The 25,672-nt window shown below is 49.1% G+C and carries 19 protein-coding genes; 11 read left to right on the top strand and 8 right to left on the bottom strand.

Annotated elements, in window-relative coordinates; all coding sequences use genetic code 11:
* The first annotated feature begins 57 nt into the window (after positions 1-57).
* The gene (locus DN062_RS05150) at positions 58-1,350 is read left to right on the top strand and encodes an NCS2 family permease (protein ID WP_112158205.1); all 1,293 of its coding nucleotides are present in this window, start codon (positions 58-60) and stop codon (positions 1,348-1,350) included.
* 63 nt (positions 1,351-1,413) lie between these two features.
* On the opposite strand, the gene DN062_RS05145 is transcribed toward DN062_RS05150, so the two are convergent.
* Genes DN062_RS05145 through DN062_RS05135 form a run of 3 tightly spaced genes read right to left on the bottom strand, consistent with a single transcriptional unit; the run spans position 1,414 to position 5,640 of the window.
* Positions 1,414-2,478 carry a lipocalin-like domain-containing protein gene (locus DN062_RS05145; RefSeq protein WP_112158202.1) on the bottom strand — a complete coding sequence of 355 codons (1,065 nt, stop codon included), beginning with the start codon at positions 2,476-2,478 and terminating at the stop codon, positions 1,414-1,416.
* Complete coding sequence (locus tag DN062_RS05140; RefSeq protein WP_112158200.1) at positions 2,468-4,987, bottom strand: ABC transporter permease; 2,520 nt, start codon at positions 4,985-4,987, stop codon at positions 2,468-2,470. The genes DN062_RS05145 and DN062_RS05140 overlap by 11 nt, the downstream gene beginning before the upstream one ends.
* A complete protein-coding gene (locus tag DN062_RS05135; protein WP_112158199.1) occupies positions 4,987-5,640 on the bottom strand; it encodes an ABC transporter ATP-binding protein in 654 nt (217 codons plus the stop codon). The genes DN062_RS05140 and DN062_RS05135 overlap by 1 nt, the downstream gene beginning before the upstream one ends.
* 385 nt (positions 5,641-6,025) lie before the next feature.
* On the opposite strand from DN062_RS05135, the gene xdhA reads away from it, so the two are divergent.
* The 7 genes from xdhA to DN062_RS05100 are packed head-to-tail and all read left to right on the top strand — an operon-like array spanning position 6,026 to position 14,019.
* Positions 6,026-7,492: a xanthine dehydrogenase small subunit gene (gene xdhA, locus DN062_RS05130; RefSeq protein ID WP_112158196.1), complete on the top strand. Its 1,467-nt coding sequence runs from the start codon at positions 6,026-6,028 to the stop codon at positions 7,490-7,492.
* A complete protein-coding gene (xdhB, locus tag DN062_RS05125) occupies positions 7,485-9,830 on the top strand; it encodes a xanthine dehydrogenase molybdopterin binding subunit (RefSeq protein WP_112158194.1) in 2,346 nt (781 codons plus the stop codon). The genes xdhA and xdhB overlap by 8 nt, the downstream gene beginning before the upstream one ends.
* Positions 9,827-10,669 (top strand): xanthine dehydrogenase accessory protein XdhC, encoded by an 843-nt coding sequence (gene xdhC, locus DN062_RS05120; RefSeq protein ID WP_112158192.1) that lies wholly within the window; start codon positions 9,827-9,829, stop codon positions 10,667-10,669. The genes xdhB and xdhC overlap by 4 nt, the downstream gene beginning before the upstream one ends.
* The gene (uraD, locus tag DN062_RS05115; RefSeq protein ID WP_112158190.1) at positions 10,656-11,162 is read left to right on the top strand and encodes a 2-oxo-4-hydroxy-4-carboxy-5-ureidoimidazoline decarboxylase; all 507 of its coding nucleotides are present in this window, start codon (positions 10,656-10,658) and stop codon (positions 11,160-11,162) included. The genes xdhC and uraD overlap by 14 nt, the downstream gene beginning before the upstream one ends.
* A gap of 16 nt (positions 11,163-11,178) precedes the next feature.
* A complete protein-coding gene (gene uraH / locus DN062_RS05110; protein ID WP_112158188.1) occupies positions 11,179-11,520 on the top strand; it encodes a hydroxyisourate hydrolase in 342 nt (113 codons plus the stop codon).
* A gap of 3 nt (positions 11,521-11,523) precedes the next feature.
* Positions 11,524-12,825: a guanine deaminase gene (gene guaD, locus DN062_RS05105; protein WP_112158186.1), complete on the top strand. Its 1,302-nt coding sequence runs from the start codon at positions 11,524-11,526 to the stop codon at positions 12,823-12,825.
* Positions 12,826-12,828: 3 nt separating this feature from the next.
* Positions 12,829-14,019 (top strand): urate hydroxylase PuuD, encoded by a 1,191-nt coding sequence (locus DN062_RS05100; protein ID WP_112158184.1) that lies wholly within the window; start codon positions 12,829-12,831, stop codon positions 14,017-14,019.
* 89 nt (positions 14,020-14,108) lie between these two features.
* Here the strand turns inward: DN062_RS05100 and DN062_RS05095 are convergent, their stop codons facing one another.
* Positions 14,109-14,789, bottom strand: a complete 681-nt coding sequence (locus tag DN062_RS05095) for a TetR/AcrR family transcriptional regulator (protein ID WP_112158182.1) — start codon at positions 14,787-14,789, stop codon at positions 14,109-14,111.
* A gap of 183 nt (positions 14,790-14,972) precedes the next feature.
* Between DN062_RS05095 and DN062_RS05090 the strand changes: the two genes are divergently transcribed.
* Positions 14,973-15,521 carry a DUF3087 family protein gene (locus DN062_RS05090; protein WP_112158181.1) on the top strand — a complete coding sequence of 183 codons (549 nt, stop codon included), beginning with the start codon at positions 14,973-14,975 and terminating at the stop codon, positions 15,519-15,521.
* Positions 15,522-15,604: 83 nt separating this feature from the next.
* On the opposite strand, the gene DN062_RS05085 is transcribed toward DN062_RS05090, so the two are convergent.
* Both DN062_RS05085 and fusA read right to left on the bottom strand, forming a co-directional pair.
* Entirely contained in the window at positions 15,605-17,242 is a 1,638-nt protein-coding gene (locus DN062_RS05085; protein WP_112158179.1) for a methyl-accepting chemotaxis protein, read from the bottom strand.
* Positions 17,243-17,407: 165 nt separating this feature from the next.
* Positions 17,408-19,507, bottom strand: a complete 2,100-nt coding sequence (gene fusA / locus DN062_RS05080; RefSeq protein ID WP_112158177.1) for an elongation factor G — start codon at positions 19,505-19,507, stop codon at positions 17,408-17,410.
* A gap of 517 nt (positions 19,508-20,024) precedes the next feature.
* Here fusA and DN062_RS05075 point away from each other — a divergent pair.
* Positions 20,025-22,061: an NADH:flavin oxidoreductase gene (locus DN062_RS05075; RefSeq protein ID WP_112158175.1), complete on the top strand. Its 2,037-nt coding sequence runs from the start codon at positions 20,025-20,027 to the stop codon at positions 22,059-22,061.
* A gap of 84 nt (positions 22,062-22,145) precedes the next feature.
* Here DN062_RS05075 and DN062_RS05070 read toward each other — a convergent pair whose 3' ends face one another.
* Together DN062_RS05070 and glpK are read right to left on the bottom strand one after the other, a co-directional pair.
* The gene (locus tag DN062_RS05070; RefSeq protein ID WP_112158174.1) at positions 22,146-23,117 is read right to left on the bottom strand and encodes a D-2-hydroxyacid dehydrogenase family protein; all 972 of its coding nucleotides are present in this window, start codon (positions 23,115-23,117) and stop codon (positions 22,146-22,148) included.
* Positions 23,118-23,143: 26 nt separating this feature from the next.
* Positions 23,144-24,637 carry a glycerol kinase GlpK gene (glpK, locus tag DN062_RS05065; RefSeq protein WP_112158172.1) on the bottom strand — a complete coding sequence of 498 codons (1,494 nt, stop codon included), beginning with the start codon at positions 24,635-24,637 and terminating at the stop codon, positions 23,144-23,146.
* Between the two features lie 213 nt (positions 24,638-24,850).
* Between glpK and DN062_RS05060 the strand changes: the two genes are divergently transcribed.
* The gene (locus tag DN062_RS05060; RefSeq protein WP_112158170.1) at positions 24,851-25,621 is read left to right on the top strand and encodes a DeoR/GlpR family transcriptional regulator; all 771 of its coding nucleotides are present in this window, start codon (positions 24,851-24,853) and stop codon (positions 25,619-25,621) included.
* Positions 25,622-25,672: the final 51 nt, after the last annotated feature.

Raw genomic sequence — 25,672 nt, 5'->3', positions numbered from 1 at the left:
GAGATAATTATGCTGATCATGCCCAGCTGTGGCAGAAAACTCTAAAAGGGAATCCCTATGCTTGAACGACTCTTTCAGCTCCAAGCCCACAATACATCGGTGAAAAACGAGGTATTAGGCGGCATCACCACCTTTTTGACGATGGCGTACATCATTTTTGTTAACCCTTCGATGTTGGCCCAAACCGGCATGGATCAGGGTGCTGTGTTTGTTGCCACCTGTCTTGCAGCTGCGATTGGCTGTTTAATTATGGGGCTTTATGCAAATTATCCGATCGCGCTTGCACCAGGAATGGGCTTAAATGCCTTTTTCACCTACGGTGTTGTGCTCGGCATGGGCTATACATGGGAAGTGGCTCTCGGCGCCATTTTCTTATCGGGTGTTTTATTTATCCTCATCAGCGTCTTCCCGATACGTGAGTGGGTGATCAACTCCATTCCGTCCTCACTTAAGCTCGGCATTGCAGCCGGTATCGGTCTATTCTTGGCGATTATTGCGCTGAAAAACGCAGGTATCGTTGTTCAACACCCCGCTACCCTCGTTACATTGGGTGATTTATCCAGCCCTCCTGCCATTTATGGCCTCTTAGGCTTCTTCGTGATTGCTGCCTTGGCGTATTTAAAAATCACTGGGGCCGTGATGATCGGCATTTTGAGCGTCACCATCTTGGCTATTATTCTGGGACACAATGAGTTTGGTGGGTTAATGTCCATGCCCCCCTCCATTGCACCCACCTTTATGGCAATGGATATTGCAGGTGCCTTCGAAGTCGGGATGATTAGCGTCATCTTTGCCTTTTTGTTTGTGGATCTTTTTGATACATCAGGCACCCTAATCGGTGTGGGTGAGCGCGGCAAACTCTTGGATAAAGACGGTAAACTACCGCGTATCAAAAAAGCCCTGCTCGCTGACTCAACCGCGACGGTGATCGGTGCGGGCTTAGGTACGTCGTCGACCACCAGTTATATTGAAAGTGCATCGGGTGTTGCGGCGGGCGGGCGCACCGGTTTAACGGCGGTTGTGGTGGCTGCGTTATTTTTAATTAGTTTGTTCTTCGCACCCTTAGCAGGTTCAATCCCGGCCTATGCCACTGCAGGGGCTTTGCTCTATGTTGCGGTCTTAATGACTGGCAGCCTATCCAAGGTCGATTGGGACGATGTATCAGAAGCGGCACCCGTACTGATTGCCGCATTGACCATGCCGTTAACCTTTTCGATTGCTCACGGCATTGCTTTGGCATTTGTCAGCTATGCCGTCATCAAGCTGTTTTCAGGTCAGGGAAAAAGTGTCAGTGTCAGTGTCTATGCCTTAGCGGCGTTTTTCATTGTTAAGTTTATTTTCTTCCCCTAAACACTCTTATCTACTCATAAAAACGGCCAACATAGATTGGCCGTTTTTTATTTAAAGACCCCTTCAATACCCTGTCATTTCCAAATAGCCCTTGCCAGAATGACTCCCTTCAAAACGAATAGGGCCTTCCCAATAGGCGATACCTGTTGCCATCCAAGCATTCGGATTCAGTGCTTGAGTGCGCAGATCAATGCCGACATCTTCGACCGTCAGCTGCCATTCAACCGGAAGCCGTCTGCCAGCAACAGAGTGTTGACGTAACGGCTGCATTCGAATTTGATTGGGTTGCAAAGGATACGCCGTGCCATCGGCTGAAATATAGGTGCCAGAAAAATAGTCTTGGCTTTGACGGTGGCGAAGACGAAACAACATCAACTTATCCCCCTGATCCAGATGGAGTGAAAACCAGTCCCAACCTTCTTGATCCTCGGCTAAGGGCTGGCTGCTCCATTCTCGGTCAAGCCAAGCATCGCCTGTGACACTAAACTGCTCATCGCCTATTTGGATTGAACCTGAGGCCTGTAAAAAAGGTAAGCTCAGATAATACGACGCTTGGCCCTGTGGCGATTTCACACTATACCCCTGATTCCCCTGCAGCACAGAAGGTCCAACGTTGGCTAGCGCCAAATCATAACTAAACTCAGGAGTTTGTGCCGTAAGCGTAAACTGCGTGGCCGCTTCATCATTTGCTCTCATTGACCAATGGTCGATCCACGCCGTGAAGGGGTCCATTTCAACACCCGCTTGCCCCACACCGCCACGTGCATATCGATCCGCCGAGAAATGTTGATTAGCACGTGTGAGCCCGACATGCCCAAGCCAGAGTTGCTGATTCGCCCAACCTTCGCGCTGTGGTGACGGTGAACTGGCCTGACGAAACAACGTCCATTGAATGCCGAGTGTTTCACCCGATTCACTTTCTAGATTGGCCGTCACATACCACCACTCAATACGATAATCTGAGTGCTGATTGAGTGCTTCAGGATAGTCAATTTCAGCATCAGGCTCTACCTGAGCAAAGCCCGTTGCATCCGATCCTAGCCCTGCAAAGCCTTGTGTCGAAGGCACGGGGTCACAGCCCACCAGTGCCCACAAGACCATCAGCAGGACGCCGACTTTATTGATCATCACGAAAGCCTTTTAACAGCTCACCGGGTGAGCAAAATTGTAATTTTAAAACTGGGATGAGCGCCGCTAAAAATGCACTCACCAGCGCGGAGAGTGTTAAGTAAAACCATTGGTGTGGAAACATCTGCCAAGGAAGTGCCCAACCGAAGGCACGAACATTGATCACATTCACCAAGCAATAGCTAATGATTAAACCCAAGGGAATTGCTAACAAGGCGGTGATCAAGGCAAGCGCTAGTAGTCTTAGCAGTTCAATCAGCAGCAATTGTCGACGCGAGACACCACAGGCCCAAATCGGCGCAACCTGCGTTAAGCGCATATTCGATAAGGTCAGCAGGCTACCGAAAAGAGCGATGGCCGCAATCGCCAGCACCAGAAGATTAAGGGCCTGAGTCGCGGCAAAGGTGCGTTCAAACAGTTGCAACGAATACCCTTTGACCGCTTGCTGATCTAAGACTTGTGTCCCCGTAAAACCGAACTCATCTTTAAGGGCCGATATTAATGCGTCTATCTGAGACGGCTCAATACGCAGCGCAAAACTTCCACGTTCAGCATCAGGCCAGTTGAGATACAGCGTATCCAGCGACATCATCACCTGCCCCTTAGGGTTGCCATAATCACTGAAAATGGCAAGGATGGTAAATTCACGCTGCTGCATCCCCTGCAATGCAATCGAATCGCCTAAATTAAGCGCGAGCTGTCGTGCCAACTGTTCATTGATCATGACCGCAGACTCGCTTTCTATTGCTTGCCATACCTGTGGTGCTTCGCTCAGAAGGGGCCAGTGGTCGACATAGGTGCTATGCACCTGAAAGCCTCGTAACTCAATGGGGACTCCTTCAAGTTGGGTCGCTGCCCTCGCCGATGGAAGAACAGCCGTCACACTTGGAGTGCCTGCCAACCATTGTGTCACTTGCTGAGCCTGCTCTTCACTGTCTGTGCGCACGTAGACTTCGGCAGCAAGACGCTGATCGAGCCATCCGGTGAAGGTGTTACGAAACCCTTCGACCATGCCTCCCACGCCAATGCTCGTCGACAACGCGAGTAATAGTGCCACCAATGCAACGCTTAGGTTCGGAACTTGCAAGCGTGCATCCGCCCAGAGCCACTGAGTGATCATTGATTTAGCCGAACGTTGACAGAGGCTGAGGAGCCTATCCAAGATCACGGGCATCAACAGGGCTGCACTCAAAAACACCAAGGCTAAGAGTAAAAAGCCACTGAATAAGGACTGACCTAGCCCTGCAGTGAGGACTGCCATCAGGAGAGATACAAGCCCCAATATACTTAGTCCTTTAAGCCGTCGTTGATCATTTAGCGATGGCATTGACTGACCTAAATGAACACCATCCTGTTTAATGAGTTTGATCAAAGGCACGATTGCGGCAATTAAAGTGCCACCCCACGCCATAAACACCCCCTGCTGCCACCATTGCCAAGACAGTTGTAGCTCACTTGATACTTGAGCACCGTACAAGCCAGCAAGACTGGCCGACAGATCGGGCAATAAAAGAGTGGCGATCCAATAGCCAGCCACTAACCCCGGAAGTGCAATCAAGCCACTCAGGAGTAAGAGCTCTAGCAGTAACCACGCCATCAACTCACGCTGACTGACACCGCAACTGAATAAAATACGACGCAAGGTTAAACGCTGAGTGAGCGCTAGATGAATGGCTGAGTAAACCATGAGCAATCCCACCAAAAAGGCCAGCAGGCTTAATGCGGTTAAATTAAGATGAAAGCTAGCCGTTAAGCGCGAAATGTCATGATCACTTTGTGGCAGTATCAGGCGCAGAGCCGCCGCTAAATCGTCAGGCAAAGCGGAGGGGGTCTGTGCGTCTAACAGCAACAGGCGTGAGACGTGTCCTTCCATTCCCAGCCAATGCTGAGCCAAATAGATATCGGTCATAACCTCGTTATGCGCCAAGGCCGTACTGGTGTGAATCTTGACCTTTTCACCCTGCGGATTAAAGGGAAAGGCATCCGCCGTGGCATGTGCTAGCAGCGGCCTTAAACGCTCCGCCGTAGAGGGCGACATCCACACCTGCCAAGGAGGCGTTAAAAAGTCGTTTAAAGACAGGTTGTCCGGTAAGCCCGTTGAACCTTGATCAGATCGATTCGAGGATTGTAGGGTCATTGAGTCAATGCCGACAATCTGAATCTTGACATCCTTCTCTGGCAAATCCTCTAGCTTAAATAAAGCCTCTAACGACAATGCCCCCTCGACCAAGGGAGTCACTATCCAACCCAGGCGTCGTAAACGAATGTACTCTGACTCTTGAATAGGTTGATCACCTACACTGACGATCTGCGCTTGATTGATGCTATCGAATCGAGCCGCCGCCTGATCGTAACTCAGTCGCGCCTGCTGATTCAGCGCTTGTACGCCACTCCACAACGCGGTCGCGGCCAGTAACCCTAAAACGAGCGTGCTTAATTGAACCGGGTGTCGCCACCAGTGACTGAGTAACGCGTGTAATATCCATAAGGAAGGCATCCGAACTCGCATTACTTGAGTTGTCCTTGGCTTAAGGTCAATGAACGATCTAAACGTGCAGCCAGCAAAGCGCTGTGTGTCACCATTAATAAGCTTGTCCCTGTTTCTTTGACCAGCGCCAGCATGAGCGTCATCACCTGCTCTGCATTGGTTTCATCGAGACTGCCAGTGGGTTCGTCCGCCAACAGTATAGGCGCACGCGCCGCTAACGCACGCCCAATCGCCACACGTTGCTGCTGTCCGCCAGATAACTGAGCCGGGTAGCGTTTAAGGAGTGCCTCTAACCCTAAGGTCGCGACAAGATGCATTAGCCAGCGATCATCAACCCTATTCGCAAGTCGTGCCTGAAAGACGAGGTTGTCATAGATTGTCAGGCTCGGTATCAAATTCAACTGCTGAAAAATAATACCTAGCTGATAGCGCCGAAGCTGAGACCTCTGGCGATCATTCATCTGGCAAAGATCTTGATCTGCGATCAGAATGCGCCCCTTATCGGCCTGCTCAAGGCCTGCAACCATATGCAGCAGTGTGGATTTACCACACCCGGATTCGCCCATTAAGGCGATACTCTCCCCTGCGTGAAGGTTAAAATGCAAGTCACTGAACAACGGCAGCGGGCCCTGTGGCGTCTGATGAGATTTAGCTAAGTGGGTCACCTGCAGCATTTACCCTTCCTTTTTGTCTGGATTTAAGCCAATTCCACATCATTTCGTTGTAAAAAACATCTCAAAAGCCAACGATTCTTTCTTTTATCGCTACAAACCGCAAGAGGGATTGGTGCTTAAGTGCACAGAGTTCTATCTTTATTAGACACGCGGGACAAAAAGTGTGTCCCGCTCATCTCAATTAATTTCGAACGTCTTCCCCAAGCATTCGAAAATTGGCAAGATAAATGCAATACTTGACCAGTCAGACAAGTTTATTTTGATCTATAGTTGTAATGAAGTATCGGCCCAGTCTAGTCATTAGACAAAAAGCGCCATGCAGACAATAAAATAAACTTAACTATCAATAGGTTAAAAACACCATTCAATGTAAGGATGACTCGGGATGCAATTCATACTAAATCAAGAAGAGTTGACGGTTGAAAATTTTGCACCAGATACGACGCTTTTAGAGTATTTACGCACTCAGTTGATGCACCGTGGTAGTAAAGAAGGCTGTGCATCAGGTGATTGCGGTGCGTGTACCCTAGTCGTCGCTGACCCGAGTCCCAATGGCCTAACCTATCGAACGGTCAATAGTTGTATCACGTACCTTGGTAGCCTAGAGGGTCGACAAGTCATTACGGTTGAAGGCTTGAGTTCCTCAACGGGCGAGCTCCATCCTGTGCAACAAGCGATGGTCGATCATCATGCGTCTCAGTGTGGTTTTTGTACGCCTGGCTTTGTCATGTCGTTATTCAGTCTTTACAAGCAACGTGAACAGCTAACACAGCAAGAACGTCTGACACGAGAAGAGATCAACGAGCATTTAGGCGGCAACCTCTGTCGATGCACGGGCTATCGACCCATTATTGATGCGGCTTTATCCCTCAGCACCCAACCTGACGCCTTCACAGAACAGACTCAATCGATTCGAGAGGCCTTGCTCACCCTGCAAGCGTCCGCTCAAACGAATGTGCCCCAGCCCTCCTTAACACCGTCTTCTGCGTTTTTTCACTCACCCACGCAGTTGAGCGAGTTAATCGAGTGGCTTGAGGCGCATCCCGATGCACGCTTAGTGGCTGGTGGCACTGACCTTGCGCTCGACACCACGCAACAACTTAAGGATATTCCTAAGCTTATCTATACGGGCAAGGTGGCTGAGCTTAAGCGCATTGAGGTGACGGATGACTCCCTGATCTTAGGCGCAGCAGTGACCTATCAAGAATGCCATGCTCAGATGAAAACCCACTTCCCCCCTCTAGCCGCCCTATTTGTGCGTTTAGGTTCACAACAAATTCGCAATCAAGGCACCCTTGGCGGTAACATTGCCAATGCGTCTCCTATAGGCGATACACCCCCTGTACTCTTAGCCCTTGATGCTGAGCTAAGGCTCGTGTCTCCCGAGGGACAGCAAACGCTGCCGATTAAGGATTTTTTTACGGGCTACCGACAAACCTGCCTGCCCAAAGCTGGCATCCTTGAAAGCATTCGCATCCCCTTGCTAGACCCCGCTGATTTTTTTAGAGTCTATAAAATTTCAAAACGCCTTGATGATGATATTTCGGCCGTGTGCTTTGCCTTGCGAATTCGATTAGATGCCAAGGGTTGTATCTCGGATGCGCGTTTAGGCTTAGGGGGGATGGCCGCGACCCCAGCCCGCGCCTTGCATGCTGAGCAGGCCCTGTTAGGTCAAGCCTTTACCCTAGAAGGCATCCAAGCGGCACAGCATGCGCTAACACAAGACTTTTCGCCCTTAACCGATGTCCGTGCCAGTGCCCAGTACCGACTTGAGGTGGCCGCCAATTTACTCACACGCGCAGTGCACGAATATTTAACTGGCACATCACTGGAGGTCAGCCATTATGCGTAATTTAACTGCGTTAGATACGGCAACTGCCTCTATCCCCTCAGGCATAGGGCAAAAAATTCCACATGAAAGTGCCGAGCGCCATGTCGCTGGCAGTGCCTTATATGTGGATGATATTCGCGAGCCGCAGGGACTCATGTATGCTGCCGTGATACGCAGCGCTATCGCCAAAGGCAAGATTACTCGTCTGGATTTAACCCCCGTTTTACACGCGCCCGGCGTCGTCACCCTGCTTACATTGGACGATATTCCTGGCATTACGGATATCGGTCCGGTATTTCCAGGTGACCCAATTTTAACCAGCGACATGATTGCCTACGCAGGCCAACCGATTGCAGTGGTCGCGGCCAGGACCGAACGCCAAGCGCGCCAAGCCGCCCGTTTAGCCGTGATCGAGTACGCAAAGGAGCCTCCACAACTTGACGCTGAAGCCGCAGTTGCCGCTGGCGAACTGGTCAGGCCCAGCCATCAGATGCAAATAGGGGAAGACATAGATCTTGCCCTAAGCAACGCTCCGATTCGTCTTGAGGGCAAGATGAATGTTGGTGGACAAGAGCATTTATACCTCGAGGGCCAAGTGTCTATGGCCGTGCCTTGCGAAGAGGGCGGTATGCTCATTTATACATCCAGCCAGCACCCGAGCGAAGTGCAAAAACTGGTCGCAGAGGTCCTGCACATCCCGTTTAACCGTGTGACCGTTGATATGAGACGCATGGGCGGTGGCTTCGGCGGCAAAGAAACACAAGCCGCACCCTGGGCCTGCTTAGCCGCCTTGGTGGCGAAAAAGATTCAGAAGCCCGTTAAACTCAGATTACCCCGTGTCGACGATATGGTGATGACCGGCAAACGCCATCCTTTTGTCAATCACTACCGTATAGGCACGGATGAACAAGGCCGCTTTTTAGCGGCCGACATCACGGTCATTGGCAATGGCGGGCACTCGCCTGACTTAACCGATGCCATCGTCGATCGAGCCATGTTTCATGCGGACAACGCCTACTTTTTAAGCAATGCCCGCATTCAAGGCCACCGCGCGCGAACCAATACGGTTTCACATACGGCCTTTCGTGGCTTTGGTGGGCCGCAAGGCATGATGATTATTGAACGCGCCATGGATGATATCGCCCGTCGCTTAGGCTGTGACACCTTGGAAATACGTAAACGCAACCTTTACCAAGCCGAGCGCGATGTCACGCCTTATCATCAAGACGTGGACTATGCGCCCCTACATCAGATTATCGAGACCTTAGAAGAGAGTAGCCAGTATTGGCTTCGCCGAGCCGCCATCCGTGACTGGAATGCCAACAGCCCTATTCTGAAAAAAGGCTTAGCACTCACGCCTGTTAAATTTGGTATTTCATTTACAGTGCAGCACTTGAATCAGGCTGGCGCACTGATTCATCTGTACACGGATGGCAGTGTTCAGGTGAATCACGGTGGCACCGAGATGGGACAAGGACTCCACACCAAGGTGGCACAAATTGTTGCACAGTGTTTAGGGATCAGCTGCGAAAACATCTTGATAACCGCCACCCGCACCGACAAAGTTCCCAACACCTCTCCCACGGCGGCATCCAGTGGCACCGACCTAAACGGCAAAGCCGCCGAACAAGCGGCACTCATTTTGAAACAACGCTTGTCCGACTATCTAGCACAAACACTGGCAATAAACGTGGAGCAACTGCGCTTTGCGGATGGGCGCATCTGGTGGACGGAGACAGACTCAAAATGCTTTGCGGAAGTGGTACAGGATGCCTATTTGGCGCGAGTGCCTTTATCGGCCACCGGATACTACAAAACACCGAAGATTTGGTATGACCGCACTCAAGCAAAAGGCCGCCCTTTCTTTTACTTTGCTATGGGAGCGGCGGTGTCTGAGGTGTTGGTCGACACCTTAACGGGTGAGTACCGTTTGCTGCAAACCGACATCCTTCATGATGTAGGACAAAGCTTGAACCCCGCAATCGATATTGGACAAATTGAGGGTGGCTTTATTCAGGGCATGGGCTGGTTAACCACCGAAGAGTTGGTTTGGAATCCAGACGGCATTCTGCTGAGTAACTCGCCCGCAACCTATAAAATTCCAGCCATCAGTGATGCACCGCCCATTTTCAATGTCGCACTCTACGAACAACCTAATCCAGAGGCGACCATTTACCATTCTAAAGCCGTGGGTGAACCTCCCTTTATGCTCGCCATTTCGGTCTGGTCAGCCCTGCGCGATGCCATCAGTAGCCTGAGTGATTACCGCATAAGTCCCGATCTCGATACCCCGGCGACACCTGAGCGTGTTCTTACGGCAATTAATGCACTTCGCTTTGCGGCTAAGGAGGCTGAATGATTCGTTGGAGCGATGCCTTAGCCGACTATCAACGTGATGGACGGGCTCATGTGCTGGTCAGTGTCATTGCTACAGAAGGCTCGGTTCCCCGCAATGCTGGCAGCAAAATGCTCGTTGCCTGTGACCAAGCGATTGACACCATCGGCGGCGGAAATCTTGAACTCCACGCCATTGAATTCTCTCGTCAACTCTTAGCACAAGGAAAGGCCTGTCAACGCATCGAGAAAATCCCACTGGCTGCCGCCATGGGACAATGCTGCGGCGGCCATGCCACTCTACTCTTTGAATGCTTTGTGAACACCAGCACTCAGGTTTGGCTGTTTGGAGCAGGTCACGTCGGCAAAGCACTGAGTTTGATTTTATCTGAGCTGCCCGTCCATCTTCACTGGGTTGATACTCGAGAAGAATTTTTACCAAAACAAGACGCGCCCAATTGCACACCCTATGCCGTACAAGATACAACGGATGTCTTCCAACGCATTCCCAAACAGGCCTTGATCCTCATCATGACGCACTGCCATGCCCAAGATTACGATATCTGCGCAGCAGCACTCGCACAGCAGCATGAAGGATTTATCGGCTTGATTGGCTCTAAAACCAAAGCCGCTCGCTTTCGTCATCGATTGCAGCGCGCGGGTTTTTCATCTGAGCAGATACAAGGCATCGAATGTCCGATTGGCATAAAAGGGACGGGAGGAAAACGCCCAATGGAGGTTGCGGTATCGATTGCTGGCCGCCTGATCGAGGTCTACAGCACACAAGCAACCTCTTTCATTGATACAGGCGACCTTCATCAATTGACTGATACAATAAATGAGACCCTTCATGACACTCAATGAATTTAACCAACTCGATACACTGGCCGCCGCCAACGCACTGCGCCAATGCTGTGTGAGTGAGGCGTGGGTGGTGCGCATGTTAGGCGCACGCCCATTTGAATATGAACACGAACTCTACGCAACGGCCGAGGCCTGCTGGCAAGGACTTGACCGAGCCGATTACCTGCAAGCGTTTGAAGGTCATCCGAAAATTGGTGATGTGGGCTCTTTGCGGGCTAAATATGCCAACACCAAAGTCTTGGCGGCGGGCGAACAGGCCGCTGTTTCTGATGCTGATGAACAAACACTGCGGGCACTGGCCGAGGGCAATACCGCCTATGAGGCTCGCTTTGGCTACATTTTTATCGTTTGTGCAACGGGTAAAAGCGCTGAAGAGATGCTGAGCCTACTCAACGCGCGTTTGAGCAATTCACCCGATGATGAGTTGGCAATCGCGGCGGCAGAGCAGAATAAAATCACCCTAATCCGTTTACAAAAAATGTTATCGACTTAAGCTGCAGGATTTTACCATGAGTCAAATCACTACCCATGTTTTAGATACCAGTCGCGGACTTCCTGCGTCAGGCATTCCCATTGTCCTTAGCCATTGGCAAGCGGCCGAGTGGGTTGAAATCGCCTCTGGCATCACCAATGCAGATGGACGTGTATCGGATCTTTTACCCGCCTCTCAGCGTCTTAGCGAGGGCCGCTATCGTTTGCGATTTAGTTTAGATGGGTATTTTATAGAGCATCAGCAATCGGTTTTTTATCCACAGGTTGATATTGAATGTAACCTATCGGGTGAAGGTGAGCATTACCACATTCCCCTGCTGTTGAGTCCCTTTGGCTATTCAACCTACCGAGGCTCCTAACCTATGACATCACACGCCTTTCGCGCCTCAATTTTACATTACCACGATGATCCTCGCCTTCAGGGTGAGTCGGCTCGCGAGTATTTTGAAGATGGCTTATTGCTGATCGAAAATGGACGCATTGCTGCCTTAGGTCCCTATTCCGACCTCATCAAAACCCTGGATAGCCAAATTACGGTTGAAGACTACAGCGGTCATTTAATCATGCCGGGCTTTATCGATTTACACACCCATTACCCTCAAACGGAAATGATTGCGGCGTATGGGCGCCAACTCTTGGAGTGGTTAAACACCTACACCTTCCCAACCGAACGTAAATTCGCTGATAAAGACTATGCCAAGGCCATCGCCACATTTTTTGTTGATGAGCTGTTACGCAACGGCACCACCACCGCAATGGTCTTTGGTACGGTGCATAAACAGTCGGTTGATGCCCTGTTTGAAGTCGCGCAAGCACAGGACATGCGCCTTTTAGCAGGTAAGGTGATGATGGATCGCAATGCACCCGATTTTTTAACGGATACCGCCCAATCAGCCTACGAGGACTCCGCCGAACTGATTGAGCGTTGGCACGAAAAGGGCCGTCTTCATTACGCCGTTACCCCACGCTTTGCCCCCACCAGCACTCCAGAACAACTGCAAAAAGCAGGGCAATTATTGCAAGACTACCCAGGTGTCTACTTGCAAAGCCACCTTGCTGAAAATCGTGACGAGCTGGCTTGGGTCGCAGCGCTGTTTCCAAATGCACGCGATTATCTGGATGCCTATGAGCAATTCGGAATGCTTGGCCCCAAAAGTATTTACGCACACGGTATTCACTTATCTGAACATGCCTGCCAACGCTTAGCAGACTCCGCTACAGTGCTCGCCCACTGTCCGACATCCAATTTATTTTTAGGCTCAGGCCTGTTTGATATGGAGCGCATGCACGCCCAAGGTGTTCGCTTTGCCATAGGAACCGATGTGGGTGCCGGTACCAGTTTTTCTATGTTCCAAACGCTGGGTGATGCCTACAAAATCCAACAGCTGCAAAGTGTTTCACTGGCCCCCGATCAGAGCTTTTACCTAGCGACGCTAGGCGGTGCGAGAGCCTTATCACTGGAGACACATCTAGGCAACTTTTTACCGGGGAAAGAGGCTGACTTTGTCGTCATCAATCTGAAATCAACCCCCCTCATGGCGTTTAGAACCGGAACCTGTCAAACACTCAACGAGGTCTTATTTGTATTAAGCATGCTCGGCGATGATCGACTGATTGAAGCCACCTATATCTTGGGCAGCAAAGCCTATCAGCGGGAGAACTAAGCGATGGATCCTTACTTATCTGATTGGCTGCATTTATTGCTCAGATTATTGCATGTCGTGACCGCCATTGCTTGGATCGGAGCTTCCTTCTATTTTGTCTGGTTAGACAACTCCTTGGAAGAGCCTCCTCAATGGAAAAAAGACAAGGGAATCAAGGGAGATCTATGGTCGATCCATGGTGGCGGCTTTTATGAGGTGGCTAAGTACCAGCTCGGCCCAGAAAAAATGCCCAAACATTTACATTGGTTTAAGTGGGAAGCCTACTCCACCTGGATCACGGGGATGCTTCTGCTGACGCTCATGTACTATGTGGGTGCAAGCAGCTACATGATTGACCCCGCCAAAGCGGATCTCGCACCTTGGCAGGCGATTGCAATAGGGTTAGGCACCATTGGGGTGGGATACCTGATGTATGAGCTTTTGTGTCGCACGCCTTTAGTGGATAAAGAGCTAATACTGGGTCTCGTATTATTGGCCATTATCACCTTTTTAGCCTGGGCGCTGAGCCAGGTGATTGGCGATAGAGCGGCGTATATTCATATTGGCGCGTTAATCGGAACCTGTATGGCCGCCAACGTGTTTACAACCATTATGCCCTCGCAACGCGCCTTGGTCAGTGCCGTTGAAAAAGGTGAAGCACCCGATCCTATTTATGGAATGAACGCAAAGCGCCGTTCAACCCATAACAATTACGCCACGCTACCTGTATTGTTCATTATGCTCAGTAACCACTCGCCCATGACCTATGGCCATGAATACGGTTGGGCCATTTTAGGTGCCTTGACACTCATTGGCGCTTGGGCTCGGCATTTTTTCAATCTACGTCATCGTGGCATTGTGAAGCCTTGGATATTGATCTCGGCGTTTGCTGCGTTTGTACTGCTCGCTATTGTGGCACGGCCTCAAGCCATTCAACAGGCGGACATAGGTGATGCGCAGTTAAACGACTCACAAGCCTTTGCCATCGTGATTGAACGCTGTGCAACCTGTCACAGCCGTGCGCCCACCGACGACATATTTGCCATTTCGCCCGGTGGTATCATGCTCGAAACAGGGCCCGATATTTTGCGCATGCTGGATCGGATAGAAGCGCGAAGCATTCAGACGCACGATATGCCGTTTTTAAACAAAACGCAGATGACACTGGAAGAGCGTGCCTTATTAGGCGAATGGATTCAGCGTAAGCGGTCTTAATGCTAAACAAGTGGGTCAGATAACAGGCCAAGGATGGCTATTTATTGAGTGCTGCCGCCGAGTTGGGGAATGGTTTTCGCGCAGTTTTACTAGGGAGCAGGATCAACCCCTTTCACCCCACAGCCTTTCAAAATAATATGCGTGATCGTTTGCGTGGCTTTTGCAAAGTCTTCGGCATCCGGCTCGAGCTTATTCAAGGCAGCCGCAATTTGTATGGCAAAATCAGCATAATGTTGCGTGGTGGACCAAATCATAAACAGCAAGTGTTCAGGCGTGATTGGGTCCAGTTTTCCTTGATCAATCCAAGCTTGAAAAACAGCAACGCGCCCTGCAAACCACTCGTGGTAGTTGTCACTGAAATAGGTACTCATGTTCGGAGCACCACTAATAATTTCAGATGCGAAGATACGCGAAGCGAGGCTGTATTCGCGTGAGAAATCAATTTTCCGTCGGATATAATGGGTTAAGACCTCGGCGGGATCATCTTCAGCCGTAATTGCACTCAGCGTTTCATCCCACAGCTCGATAATGTCACTCAAGACAGCGATGTACAGGCCTATTTTATTTTTGAAGTAATAGTGCAGATTCGCTTTAGGAAGGCCTGCGCGCTGTGCAATCGCATTCATGCTCGCACCCGCAAAGCCTTTTTCGGCAAACTCGATTTCAGCCGCACGAAGAATGAGTGTTTCATTTTGCTTACGGATTCGTCCAGCAGGCTTTTCTTGCTGGTATGATACGATTTTGAATAGCAAAGTAAAACGCTCCTTCATACATCAACTTGGTTTGATGACGCAGAAGTATAAAGACTTATGTAGCGATAATCGACCCAAAAATCAGAAGCCTGCGACCTGAAATAAAGATGTACGCAGTTAAAAATGTTAACCTTGTCCTCATCTTAATACAGCGCATGAGAAGTCATGCCAATCCATAGAAAACAATATCAGGAGACAAGTGTGTCAGACATTTTTGAGCTGGAAGCGCGTGATCCAGAGATCTATCGCAAAGAAACCCGAAAAAACACCCTGATCCTAATGGCGATTTTTATTGTTCTGGCAATGAGTCTAGCCACCTTGAGTGTGTCGTTCTTCGGTCATCCCGATGGCAATAACTTTAAGTGGAATGCAGCGGGCGTATTGGCTGGCTTCATTCTGACAACCATTATTTTTAAACAGATTCTATTGCGTCAACCTTGGATGAGTTCATCTCTCTATGGTTGGAAGCTCAAACGTTGCCTGATGAGCATCACCAATAGTATGCACCACGTCGAAACCGGTGTTGAACAAAACGACATCACCGCCATCAAGCTGCTGCGCTTCTATCATTTGGGCCTAATGCAAATGCATCAATTAGAAGGCAATGACGGCGGTGTCAGCGAGTTGCAAAAACCTATCCAAAAACTATTGCTAAAAATTGAGGCACTGGAGCTGGAACCACAACAGACACGCTTTGATTCAGCATGGATAGACTCAGTGAAACAATCCGCTAAACAAAAATCCGTTTAAGTTTATAGAAGGGTGCGGCGTTTCCGCCTCACCCTTCTCACAGAACCGTCCGGACGAACCTTGAATAGGGTTCGAACGCATCACTACTGAAACCTTGCACAGCCTTGGGATAACTTTGCCGCTAGACGGTTCAAGCTTTCACTGGCGCTTTCCGAAAGATTCGCGGTGCGACTAATTTGCTCAATATCCTGATTGAGTAAATGCATGGACTGACCTAAGTGATCCGTGACGCCGGTTTGCTCTTGTGTGGCCAGTGCAATATTGTGGTTTAAAGAGACAATTTCTGTCACCGCTGAACTGATATCACTAAACAACTCATCCGCTTTGCGAGCGTCATCCACACTGTGAATGGCTTGCTGGCAAGCGATATTCATGACTTCGGTCGCTTTTAGTGACTGCGTTTGTAACTTTTCAATGATTTGATTGATCGACTCCGTCGCTCGCTGCGTGTTTAATGATAGGGTTCGTACCTCATCGGCAACGACCGAAAACCCTCTTCCAGCTTCACCCGCACGGGCGGCTTCTATTGCAGCATTTAACGCCAATAAGTTGGTTTGCTCCGAAATGTTCTTTATAACCGTCAAAACGTCTGCGATTTCTTTGGAACCTTCATTAAGCAGTTTGATGACCAATTGTGTCTGTTGTAGATGTTGTTCTAACTCAATCACTTTACTCATGCTGGACTTAGAAATACGATTGCCTTGTCCGCTGATCTCTTGCGCATTGACGGCTACATCCACTGCACGACGGGTATTGGTATTCACCTGTTCTATCGCACTGGCCATTTGTTCAATGGCCGATGCTAAGGCACTGGCTTGCTGACTTTGACTGTCAACCCCCTCTGCCACTTGATTGCTCACCTGCTGAGCCGCATTGGCTTGTTTTTCTAGGGCCTGCGTATCCTGAACAATTTCTTGTATCAGTTCACGAAAATGTCTGAGCATCTTATTCAAGGCACTCGCCGCCGCAGCGACCTCATCCCGACCCTTTTCATCCGCTTGTAAAGACAAATCCGACTGTGTTTCGACATTGACCAACACATCTCGTAACCGTCGAATTGGGGCTGCAATCGAGTGCTGGATCATCACTCCAATTCCACCCAAGATCAAACTGACCAAAAGAGCCCCTAAAAGATATCCCCACACCAATTGGTCTGTTAGCGTTTCGGCTTGAACTCGAACATCGCCAGCCGCTTGTATTTGCTCTTGAACATATAGATCAATGCGTTCGTTAAACAACCCTATATTGCGCGCTTTTTCAGCATTGACGGTCGATTCATTCAGAATTCGTATCGTCAGTGCATCAGTGCCTGCGTATTCAATCCACTCTTGATACTGACGAACGGATTTTTCAAACAAATAATCCAATTCAGCGACCAGCGAATCGGGTTCGCTATCACCCTCACCAGGTCGAATCTGCTGGAATCGACTCCAATGCGACTGCGCATTTTCCATTAACTCAGTCACTGTCGTTTTCGCCTGTTCAGCTCCCATCCATCCTGTTCGATACTGATTTAAATGACTCAACCCTTCATTCATTAAAATACTTTGCACTCGAAGCACATCGGATAATACGGCTAAGTGATCGTTGTAAAGTCGATGAAATAATTGATCTTTTTGGACGGACACCCAATAGTTAATACTCAAAACACCCAACAGAATCATGATGGGGAAGACAACTAGGATGGATAGTTTTTTAGCTATACTGAGGCTGGACAACATACTCAATCTCTCTTAATGAACAGGCCTCTTTATACTCAAGTGATATGACAGAATTGTTTCAGCGAGAAAATGGTTGAGTTTTGAATGGACGACTTAATAAAAAATTCAAACAAAAAAGCCCCGCCAGAGCAAACTGACGGGGCTTTTTTAAAGCGCGTTAACTACTTAGTTTTTAGCAGCAGCGGCTTTCTTTTCTTTCTCTTTCGCAACAACCGCCTCAGCAACGTTAGCTGGACAAGGCGCGTAGTGTGCGAACTCCATAGAGAACTGACCACGACCTGACGTCATTGTACGCAAAGTACTGATGTAACCAAACATTTCAGAAAGAGGTACGTCCGCTTTAATACGAACACCTGTCACACCGGCTTCCTGACCCTGGATCATGCCACGACGACGGTTTAAGTCGCCGATAACATCACCCACGTGGTCTTCAGGAGTGAACACGTCAACTTTCATGATTGGCTCAAGAAGCTGTGGACCAGCTTTTGGCATGGTCTGACGGAAAGCACCTTTCGCTGCAATCTCAAACGCAATCGCAGAGGAGTCAACTGCGTGGTACGCACCGTCGAATACTTCAATCTCAACGTCCAATACAGGGAAGCCTGCCAAAGGACCTGTAGACATCATACCAGCGAAACTCTTTTCAAGGGCTGGGATGTATTCTTTAGGTACGTTACCGCCAACAACGGTTGATGAGAACTTGAAGCCAGAGTTTTGCTCGCCCGGGCGAATGCGGTAATCAATTTTACCGTACTGACCAGAACCACCTGATTGCTTCTTGTGGGTGTAGCTGTCTTCAACCGCACGAGTAATGGTTTCACGGTAGGCAACCTGTGGTTGACCAACAACTAGTTCTACACCGTAAGTACGCTTCAGGATGTCAACTTTGATATCTAAGTGCAACTCACCCATACCTTTCAGAATGGTTTCACCAGAATCTGGATCAGTCTCAACACGGAAGGTTGGATCTTCTGCAACCATTTTACCGATCGCAACGCCCATCTTCTCCATAGAACCTTTATCTTTAGGTGCAACAGAGATAGAGATTACAGGCTCTGGGAACACCATTGGCTCAAGTGTGCATGGCTTCTTAGGATCACACAAAGTGTGGCCTGTTTGAGTATTGTTCTTCAACCCGACTAGAGCGATGATATCGCCCGCTTGTGCTGAGGTCAGATCGATACGGTCATTTGCATACATCTCAACCATACGGCCGATACGTTCAGATTTACCCGTGTAAGAGTTAAGGATGGTGTCACCCTTGTTCAATACGCCTGAGTAAATACGGATAAACGTCAGAGCACCAAAACGGTCATCCATGATTTTGAAAGCTAACGCACGGAAAGGCTCATCAGCCGAAACGATAGCGAACTCGCCTGTTTCGTTACCTTCTTCGTCCGTCAATGGCTGTGGATTAACTTCTGTTGGTGATGGCAAGTACTCAACAACACCATCTAATACCAACTGCATACCTTTGTTCTTGAATGCAGAACCACAGAAGGTTGGGAAGAATGCCAAATCACGGCAACCCTTACGAATACAGCGCTTCAGGTCTTCAATAGAAGGCTCTTCACCTTCCATGTAGGCCATTAACAGATCGTCATCTTGCTCTAGAGCGGTTTCGATCAACTGTGTACGGTACATCTCGACATCATCCAGCATATCCGCTGGTACGTCAGTAACAGTGAAGTTCTCTGGTATACCTGTGTTATCCCAAACATAAGCTTTCTGAGTTAACAGATCTACCACGCCTGAGAAAGTATCTTCACGGCCGATTGGCAACACCATGATAAGTGGGTTTGCACCCAGAACTTTCTTCACCTGCTCGGTTACGCGGATGAAATCAGCACCGATACGGTCAAGTTTGTTTACGAAGATCAGACGTGATACACCCGCGTCGTTCGCATAACGCCAGTTGGTTTCTGACTGAGGCTCAACACCACCTGAGCCACAGAATACACCAATACCACCATCCAATACTTTCAATGAACGGTACACTTCTACGGTGAAGTCAACGTGCCCCGGGGTATCGATTACGTTGAAACGATGGCCTTTCCAGAAACAGCTTACGGCTGCTGACTGGATAGTAATTCCGCGCTCGGCTTCCTGTTCCATAAAGTCGGTAGTCGATTCACCTTCGTGAACTTCACCTAACTTATGAATTTTACCGGTCAGTTTTAGGATACGTTCAGTCGTCGTAGTCTTGCCAGCATCAACGTGGGCGAAGATACCAATGTTTCTGTATAAGGATAAATCTGCTGACATAGTCATCTCAATAAGCTAGGGTTTTAATGTAGTGCGACAGAATTATTCAAATACATAACGCACCAGAAGAAATAAAAGGCCTGTATTATATATTCAACTGGCCGTAAATCAAAATTTAAGACTTACGACCACATCCTTGAACGCTTTGTTCAAAGAACTCATTCTACTTAGAGCCATTATTTGTCAAGTATACAGCAAAACGGGGGGTTGCCATGCATTCTGTTGAGGGAAATCTCATAGTTTTCGAGCACCAATCTCAAGGTTAAGACTCACCCACCTACCTCATCTGATCCAAAGGCTTCTTCACCGTATAACAATTGATTAAATCCATCCCTCCGAAGCCGGATCTTTTGGGCTAACCAAATTTTTTAAACAACCACGTACAGAATAACGACGCACAATTTCAAAAACGACGTATCGGTAATACGCACATGAACTTATAATTGACACATATGTACATAAAACCTAAATTTGATCAAAAAGACGCCACCCAAACACACAATGCGGGAGCACAACCATGTCAAATGATCCTTTATTACAGCCGTATCAACTAAAACACCTCACTTTACGCAACCGCATTATCATGACCTCCCACGAACCCGCCTATCCTGAAGACGGCATGCCCAAAGGACGCTATCGTGCCTACCACGTTGAGCGAGCCAAAGGCGGCGTGGCGATGACCATGACTGCAGGGTCGGCGGCGGTGTCGAAAGACAGCCCACCTGTTTTTAATAACCTGCTGGTGTATAAGGATGAAGTGGTGCCTTGGATGAGGGATCTGACTGATGCCGTACACGAGCAAGGCGCGGCCATTATGATTCAGCTCACCCATTTAGGACGTCGCACGCGCTGGGATAAAGGCCATTGGCTTCCGGTTGTTTCCCCCTCTCACCATCGCGAAGCCGCGCATAGAGCGTTTCCGAAAAAAATGGAAGACTGGGACATTGAGCGCATCATTAGAGATTACGCCGATGCTGCCGAGCGTATGAAAGCCGGTGGAATGGATGGAATTGAGTTACAAGCCTATGGTCACTTGATGGATCAGTTTTGGTCGCCCTTAACCAATGAGCTTGAAGGTCCTTACGGCGGCTCGTTAGATAATCGATTGAAGTTTACGTTTGATGTCTTAACCGAAATCCGTAAACGCGTCGGGACTGAGTTTATCGTTGGTGTTCGCTACACCGGGGATGAAATGCTCGATCATGGCTTGAACGCAGCCGATGGCATGGCCATCTCTCATCGTCTTAAAGACAGCGGTATGGTTGATTTTTTAAATGTGGTGAGAGGGCATATCGACACGGATGCTGGGCTAACCGATGTGATTCCGATACAAGGCATGACTAACAATCCACACTTGGATTTTGCCGGTGACATACGTGCAGCAACGAATTTTCCTGTTTTCCATGCAGCCAAAATTCCTGACGTTGCTACCGCTCGCCACGCCATCGCCTCAGGAAAAGTTGACTTAATCGGCATGACCCGAGCCCACATGACCGACCCACACATCATCAAAAAAATCATCGAAAAACGTGAGGATGAAATTCGTCCATGTGTCGGCGCAAACTATTGTTTAGACCGGATTTACCAAGGCGGATCAGCCTATTGCATTCACAACGCAGCCACAGGCCGTGAAGAAAGCATGCCCCACGAAATTGAGAAAGCCACCACTCGTAAAAAAGTGGTGATCGTCGGCGCGGGACCCGGCGGTTTAGAGGCGGCTCGGGTAGCGGGTGAGCGCGGGCATGAAGTGGTTGTATTTGAAGCGGCCAGCCAACCGGGTGGGCAAATTCGCCTAACGGCACAAAGCGAGCGCCGAAAAGAAATGATTTCAATCATCGATTGGCGGATGGCCCAATGTGAGCGCTTAGGAGTGCGTTTTGAGTTCAACACCTGGGCCGAGTCTGAACAGGTGCAAGCTGAACACCCAGACGTGGTCATTATTGCCACAGGGGGCTTACCGCATACCGATGTGTTAGCGAAGGGCAACGAGTGGGTTGTCTCGTCTTGGGACATTATTTCGGGCGACGTTAAGCCTGGTAAAAATGTGTTGGTATTTGATGATGCAGGCGATCACGCAGGCCTCCAAGCCGCTGAGATTTTGGCCAAAAGTGGTGCTGCCGTGGAAATCATGACGCCCGATCGCGCCTTTGCGCCTGAAGTCATGGCCATGAACCTCGTTCCCTATATGCGCAGCTTACAAGCCTTAAACACACGCTTTACGGTGACGTTCCGTTTACAGGCACTTGAGAAAATATCATCGGGCTTAAAAGCCTACATCGGCAGTGACTATGGTGGCGTCGAGCAAATCCGTGAGTTCGATCAAGTGGTGATCAATCATGGCATTATTCCGTTGGATGAGCTGTATTTTGAGTTAAAACCCTTGTCTTCCAATCATGGAGAAACCGCTCATGAGCAGCTGTTGGCCGGACAGCCTCAAGCCGTGGTGCGCAATTCTGAGGGACAATTTCAACTCTTTAGAATTGGTGATGCCGTCGCGACACGCAACACCCATGCCGCGATTTACGATGCGTTGCGTTTAGTGAAGGATATTTGAGCTAGACATGCCCTGTGAGTGAATTAAAGGCACTCACTGGGCAGGGTTCAGAGCGTATGGGTTAAGAGCGTATAAGTTCAGATCTTATGAATCCACATGCACCAAATTCTGCGGTTGCCCTTGCGCAAACGCCAGAACATTCTCAAATGCAATGCGAAAGTAAAGTTCGTAGCTATTGTGCTCAACGTAGCCCAAATGGGGTGAGCAAAGAGCATTGGGTAACGCCAATAAAGGTTCATTATCCAGAGTGGCAGGTTCATGACTGAACACATCCACCGCGGCACGCTTTGTTGGATGAGCTTTAAGCTGACGATAAAGCGCACCGTCTTCGATCAATTCGGCACGGCTGGTATTCACCAATAACGAATCGGCTTTCATCAGTGCTAAATCCTGCTCTGTCACGCAAGCCGTTGTCGCCGGATTCAAACGTAAATGCAGGCTTACAATATCGGCGGTTTTAAAGAAATCATCTTTAGATGCAGCCGCCTCGAAACCCTGTTCTTGTGCCAACTTTAGCGATGGCTCACGTCCCCAGACCAATACGCGCATGCCAAACGCTTCAGCATACCTCGCAATGCGCTGGCCAATTTTCCCATATCCCCAAATCCCGAGAGTTAGGCCATGCAACACACGCCCCAGCCCCAGAGAGCCTGACTGTTGCCAAAAACCCTGAGAAAGGTTTGAAGCATAGGCAGGCAAATGCCGAGAAGCAGCCATCATCAGCGCCCAGGTCAATTCAGCCGGAGCGATGGGCGAACCGACTCCCTCTGCAACCGATACGCCATACTCATGGCAGAGCTTGGGATCTAAGTGATTACTGACCTTCCCTGTCTGGCTGATCAGCTTTAAATTGGGCAGCTTCGCCAGCAATTCTCGGCGAATGACTGTTCGCTCTCTAATCAACACCAAGGCTTCGAAATCCATTAGCTGTTCAGCCAAGGTATCGACATTGGTATAGGTCTCATTGAAGACCTGCACCTCATGCCCTTCAAGCAATTTAAAACAGTCCAATGATTTCACAACATTTTGGTAATCATCCAGCACGGCTATCTTCATATCACACCTGTTTGCTCGAACCTTAACTATAAAACCTCTGGCGTTGCCTTAACCCTAGAGACCGCATCTAACCAACGATCATAGTAGCCAGCACGAACATCTTCAACGAGTGAAGGTTGATAGTTTTCAGCCACCTGCCAAGTCTGCGACATTTCTTCAAGGCTGCTAAACAACCCCATTTGATAAGCGGCCAGTAACGCCGCACCTTTTGCAGTTGTCTCCGCGGTATGACTTTTGACCACAGGAATCCCCGTTAGATCGGCCAGCACCTGCAAGAACCAGCGATTCTCGACCATGCCACCGTCCACGCGCAGTGACGTAATACTAATTCCATCCTGCACCATTGCCTGAAGCAGATCTTCTGTTTGGAACGCCACACTGCGAATTGCGGCGGCCACCAATTGCGCCGCGCCTGTATCCCGTGTCATGCCAAAAATCGCGGCTCGGGCATCGGGATCCCAGTAGGGCGCGCCTAGGCCCGTAAATGCAGGCACCATAATTTCAGATTGGTCGTGACGAATACTGCGTGACATCACCTCAGAGTCAGCGGATGACTTGAGAATGCCCACGCCATCCCGTAACCACTGAATAATGGCTCCCGCCATAAAAATACTGCCTTCAATCGCGTAGGTTGTTTGGTTCTCAACACGATAGGCTACCGTGGTCAATAAACGGTGCTGACTGGTAATGGCCTTATTGCCCGTATTCACAATCGCAAAGCATCCTGTGCCATAGGTGCTTTTCAACATACCGGGTTCCAAACACGCCTGCCCTACCAAGGCACTTTGCTGATCGCCAATCATGCTGGAGATTGGAATCTCGGCACCTAACCATTGTGCATCGGCTACACCAAAGTTGTCGGCGCTGTTGAGGACGCGCGGCATCATGGCAACGGGGATTTGAAGCAGGTCGAGAAGTTCTTTATCCCAAGTTTGCGTATGGATATTGAACACTAAGGTGCGCGATGCATTGGTTGCATCGGTGGCATGCGTGCGCCCTTTGGAGAAACGCCAGAGTAAAAAGCTGTCGACCGTACCAAAACACAAGTCACCCGCTTCAGCCCGCTTTCTGGCATTTTTGACATTATTGAGCACCCAATTTATTTTGGTGCCGGAGAAGTAAGGATCGAGCAACAGCCCCGTTTTCGCTTGAAATCTTGGCTCTAAACCTTCTGCTTTTAAGGTTTGACAGAGTTGGGAGGAGCGACGATCTTGCCAAACAATCGCGTTATATACAGGCTCTCCGGTCTTTTTATCCCAAATCACACTGGTTTCACGTTGATTGGTAATCCCAATGGTCAAAATAGCGCTCGCAGGCACGTTGGATTTTGCCAAAACGGCACGGCAGGTACTTAACACCGTTTGCCATAAATCTTCAGGATCGTGCTCGACCCAGCCATTGCGTGGAAAATGTTGCTGAAACTCTTCTTGCGCCGTCGCGACAACCTCCATGGCTTTTGTGTAGAGGATTGCACGGCTAGACGTCGTACCTTGATCGATGGCGAGGATGTAATCAGTCATATTTATTTTCTTATTTTTTCTTGATTGTTCGAATATGAGAATTTTAATCTAATTTGAACTTATAGCCTGTTTAATTACTTTTTTCAAGTGAACAGATTTAATCAAAAACACGTCGGATACGCCCCCTAGCAACACCGCATCCAGCCTCATCCTTTTAAGACGAATATGGTATTATTCGGATATTTAATCGCCTAATTGACCTGTGATGATGTTATGAACCAAACCTTACGACAAGCGAGCATTCTTGAACGCATCAAACAAAAAGGCTATCAAACCATTGATGAACTCGTTGCTGCATTAGACGTCACCCCTCAAACCATCCGACGTGATTTGAATCAGATGGCCAAGCGTGGCGATATTGAGCGTCATCATGGCGGAGCGGGGCCTATTTCGAGTACAGAAAATACAGAATACCATACGCGCAAATCACAACTCTCTGAAGAGAAGCAAAGAATTTCGCAGCTTCTCGCCGATCATATCCCCGACCATGCGTCATTGTTTATCAACATTGGTACCACCAACGAGGCCATCGCCCAAGCCTTATTGAGCAAGACAGGGTTAAAAGTCGTCACCAACAATCTCAATGTTGCGTCTATTCTCAGCGTTAAACCTGACTTCACGGTGATCATAACTGGGGGTGAAGTCCGCAGTCGTGATGGCGGCATTGTTGGAGAAGCCACTCGCGACTTTATTCATCAGTTTAAATTGGACTACGGTATTATTGGTATCAGTGGTATCGACGATGAAGGCAGCTTACTCGACTTTGATTATCAGGAGGTGCGCATAGCACAAGCGATCATTGATAACTCTCGTTTTGTTTATCTCGCTGCTGACCACTCAAAGTTTGGACGAAATGCGATGGTTCGTTTAGGCAATCTCACCCAATGCACGGCTTTATTTACAGATCAAAAGCCGCCAGAGAAAGTCCAAAACCTTATGGACAAAGCTCAGGTTCAACTTTACATCGCCAAGAAAGAAAAATAACGAACATTTAAGAACAATAAAACTTGTAAAAACCGGCGTCTGATTCTATAT

It is taken from the genome of Nitrincola tibetensis (assembly GCF_003284585.1).
GTDB classification, from domain to species: domain Bacteria; phylum Pseudomonadota; class Gammaproteobacteria; order Pseudomonadales; family Balneatricaceae; genus Nitrincola; species Nitrincola tibetensis.
Note: the sequence above shows the minus strand (reverse complement) of the source record. Positions and strands in the feature narration are given on the sequence as shown.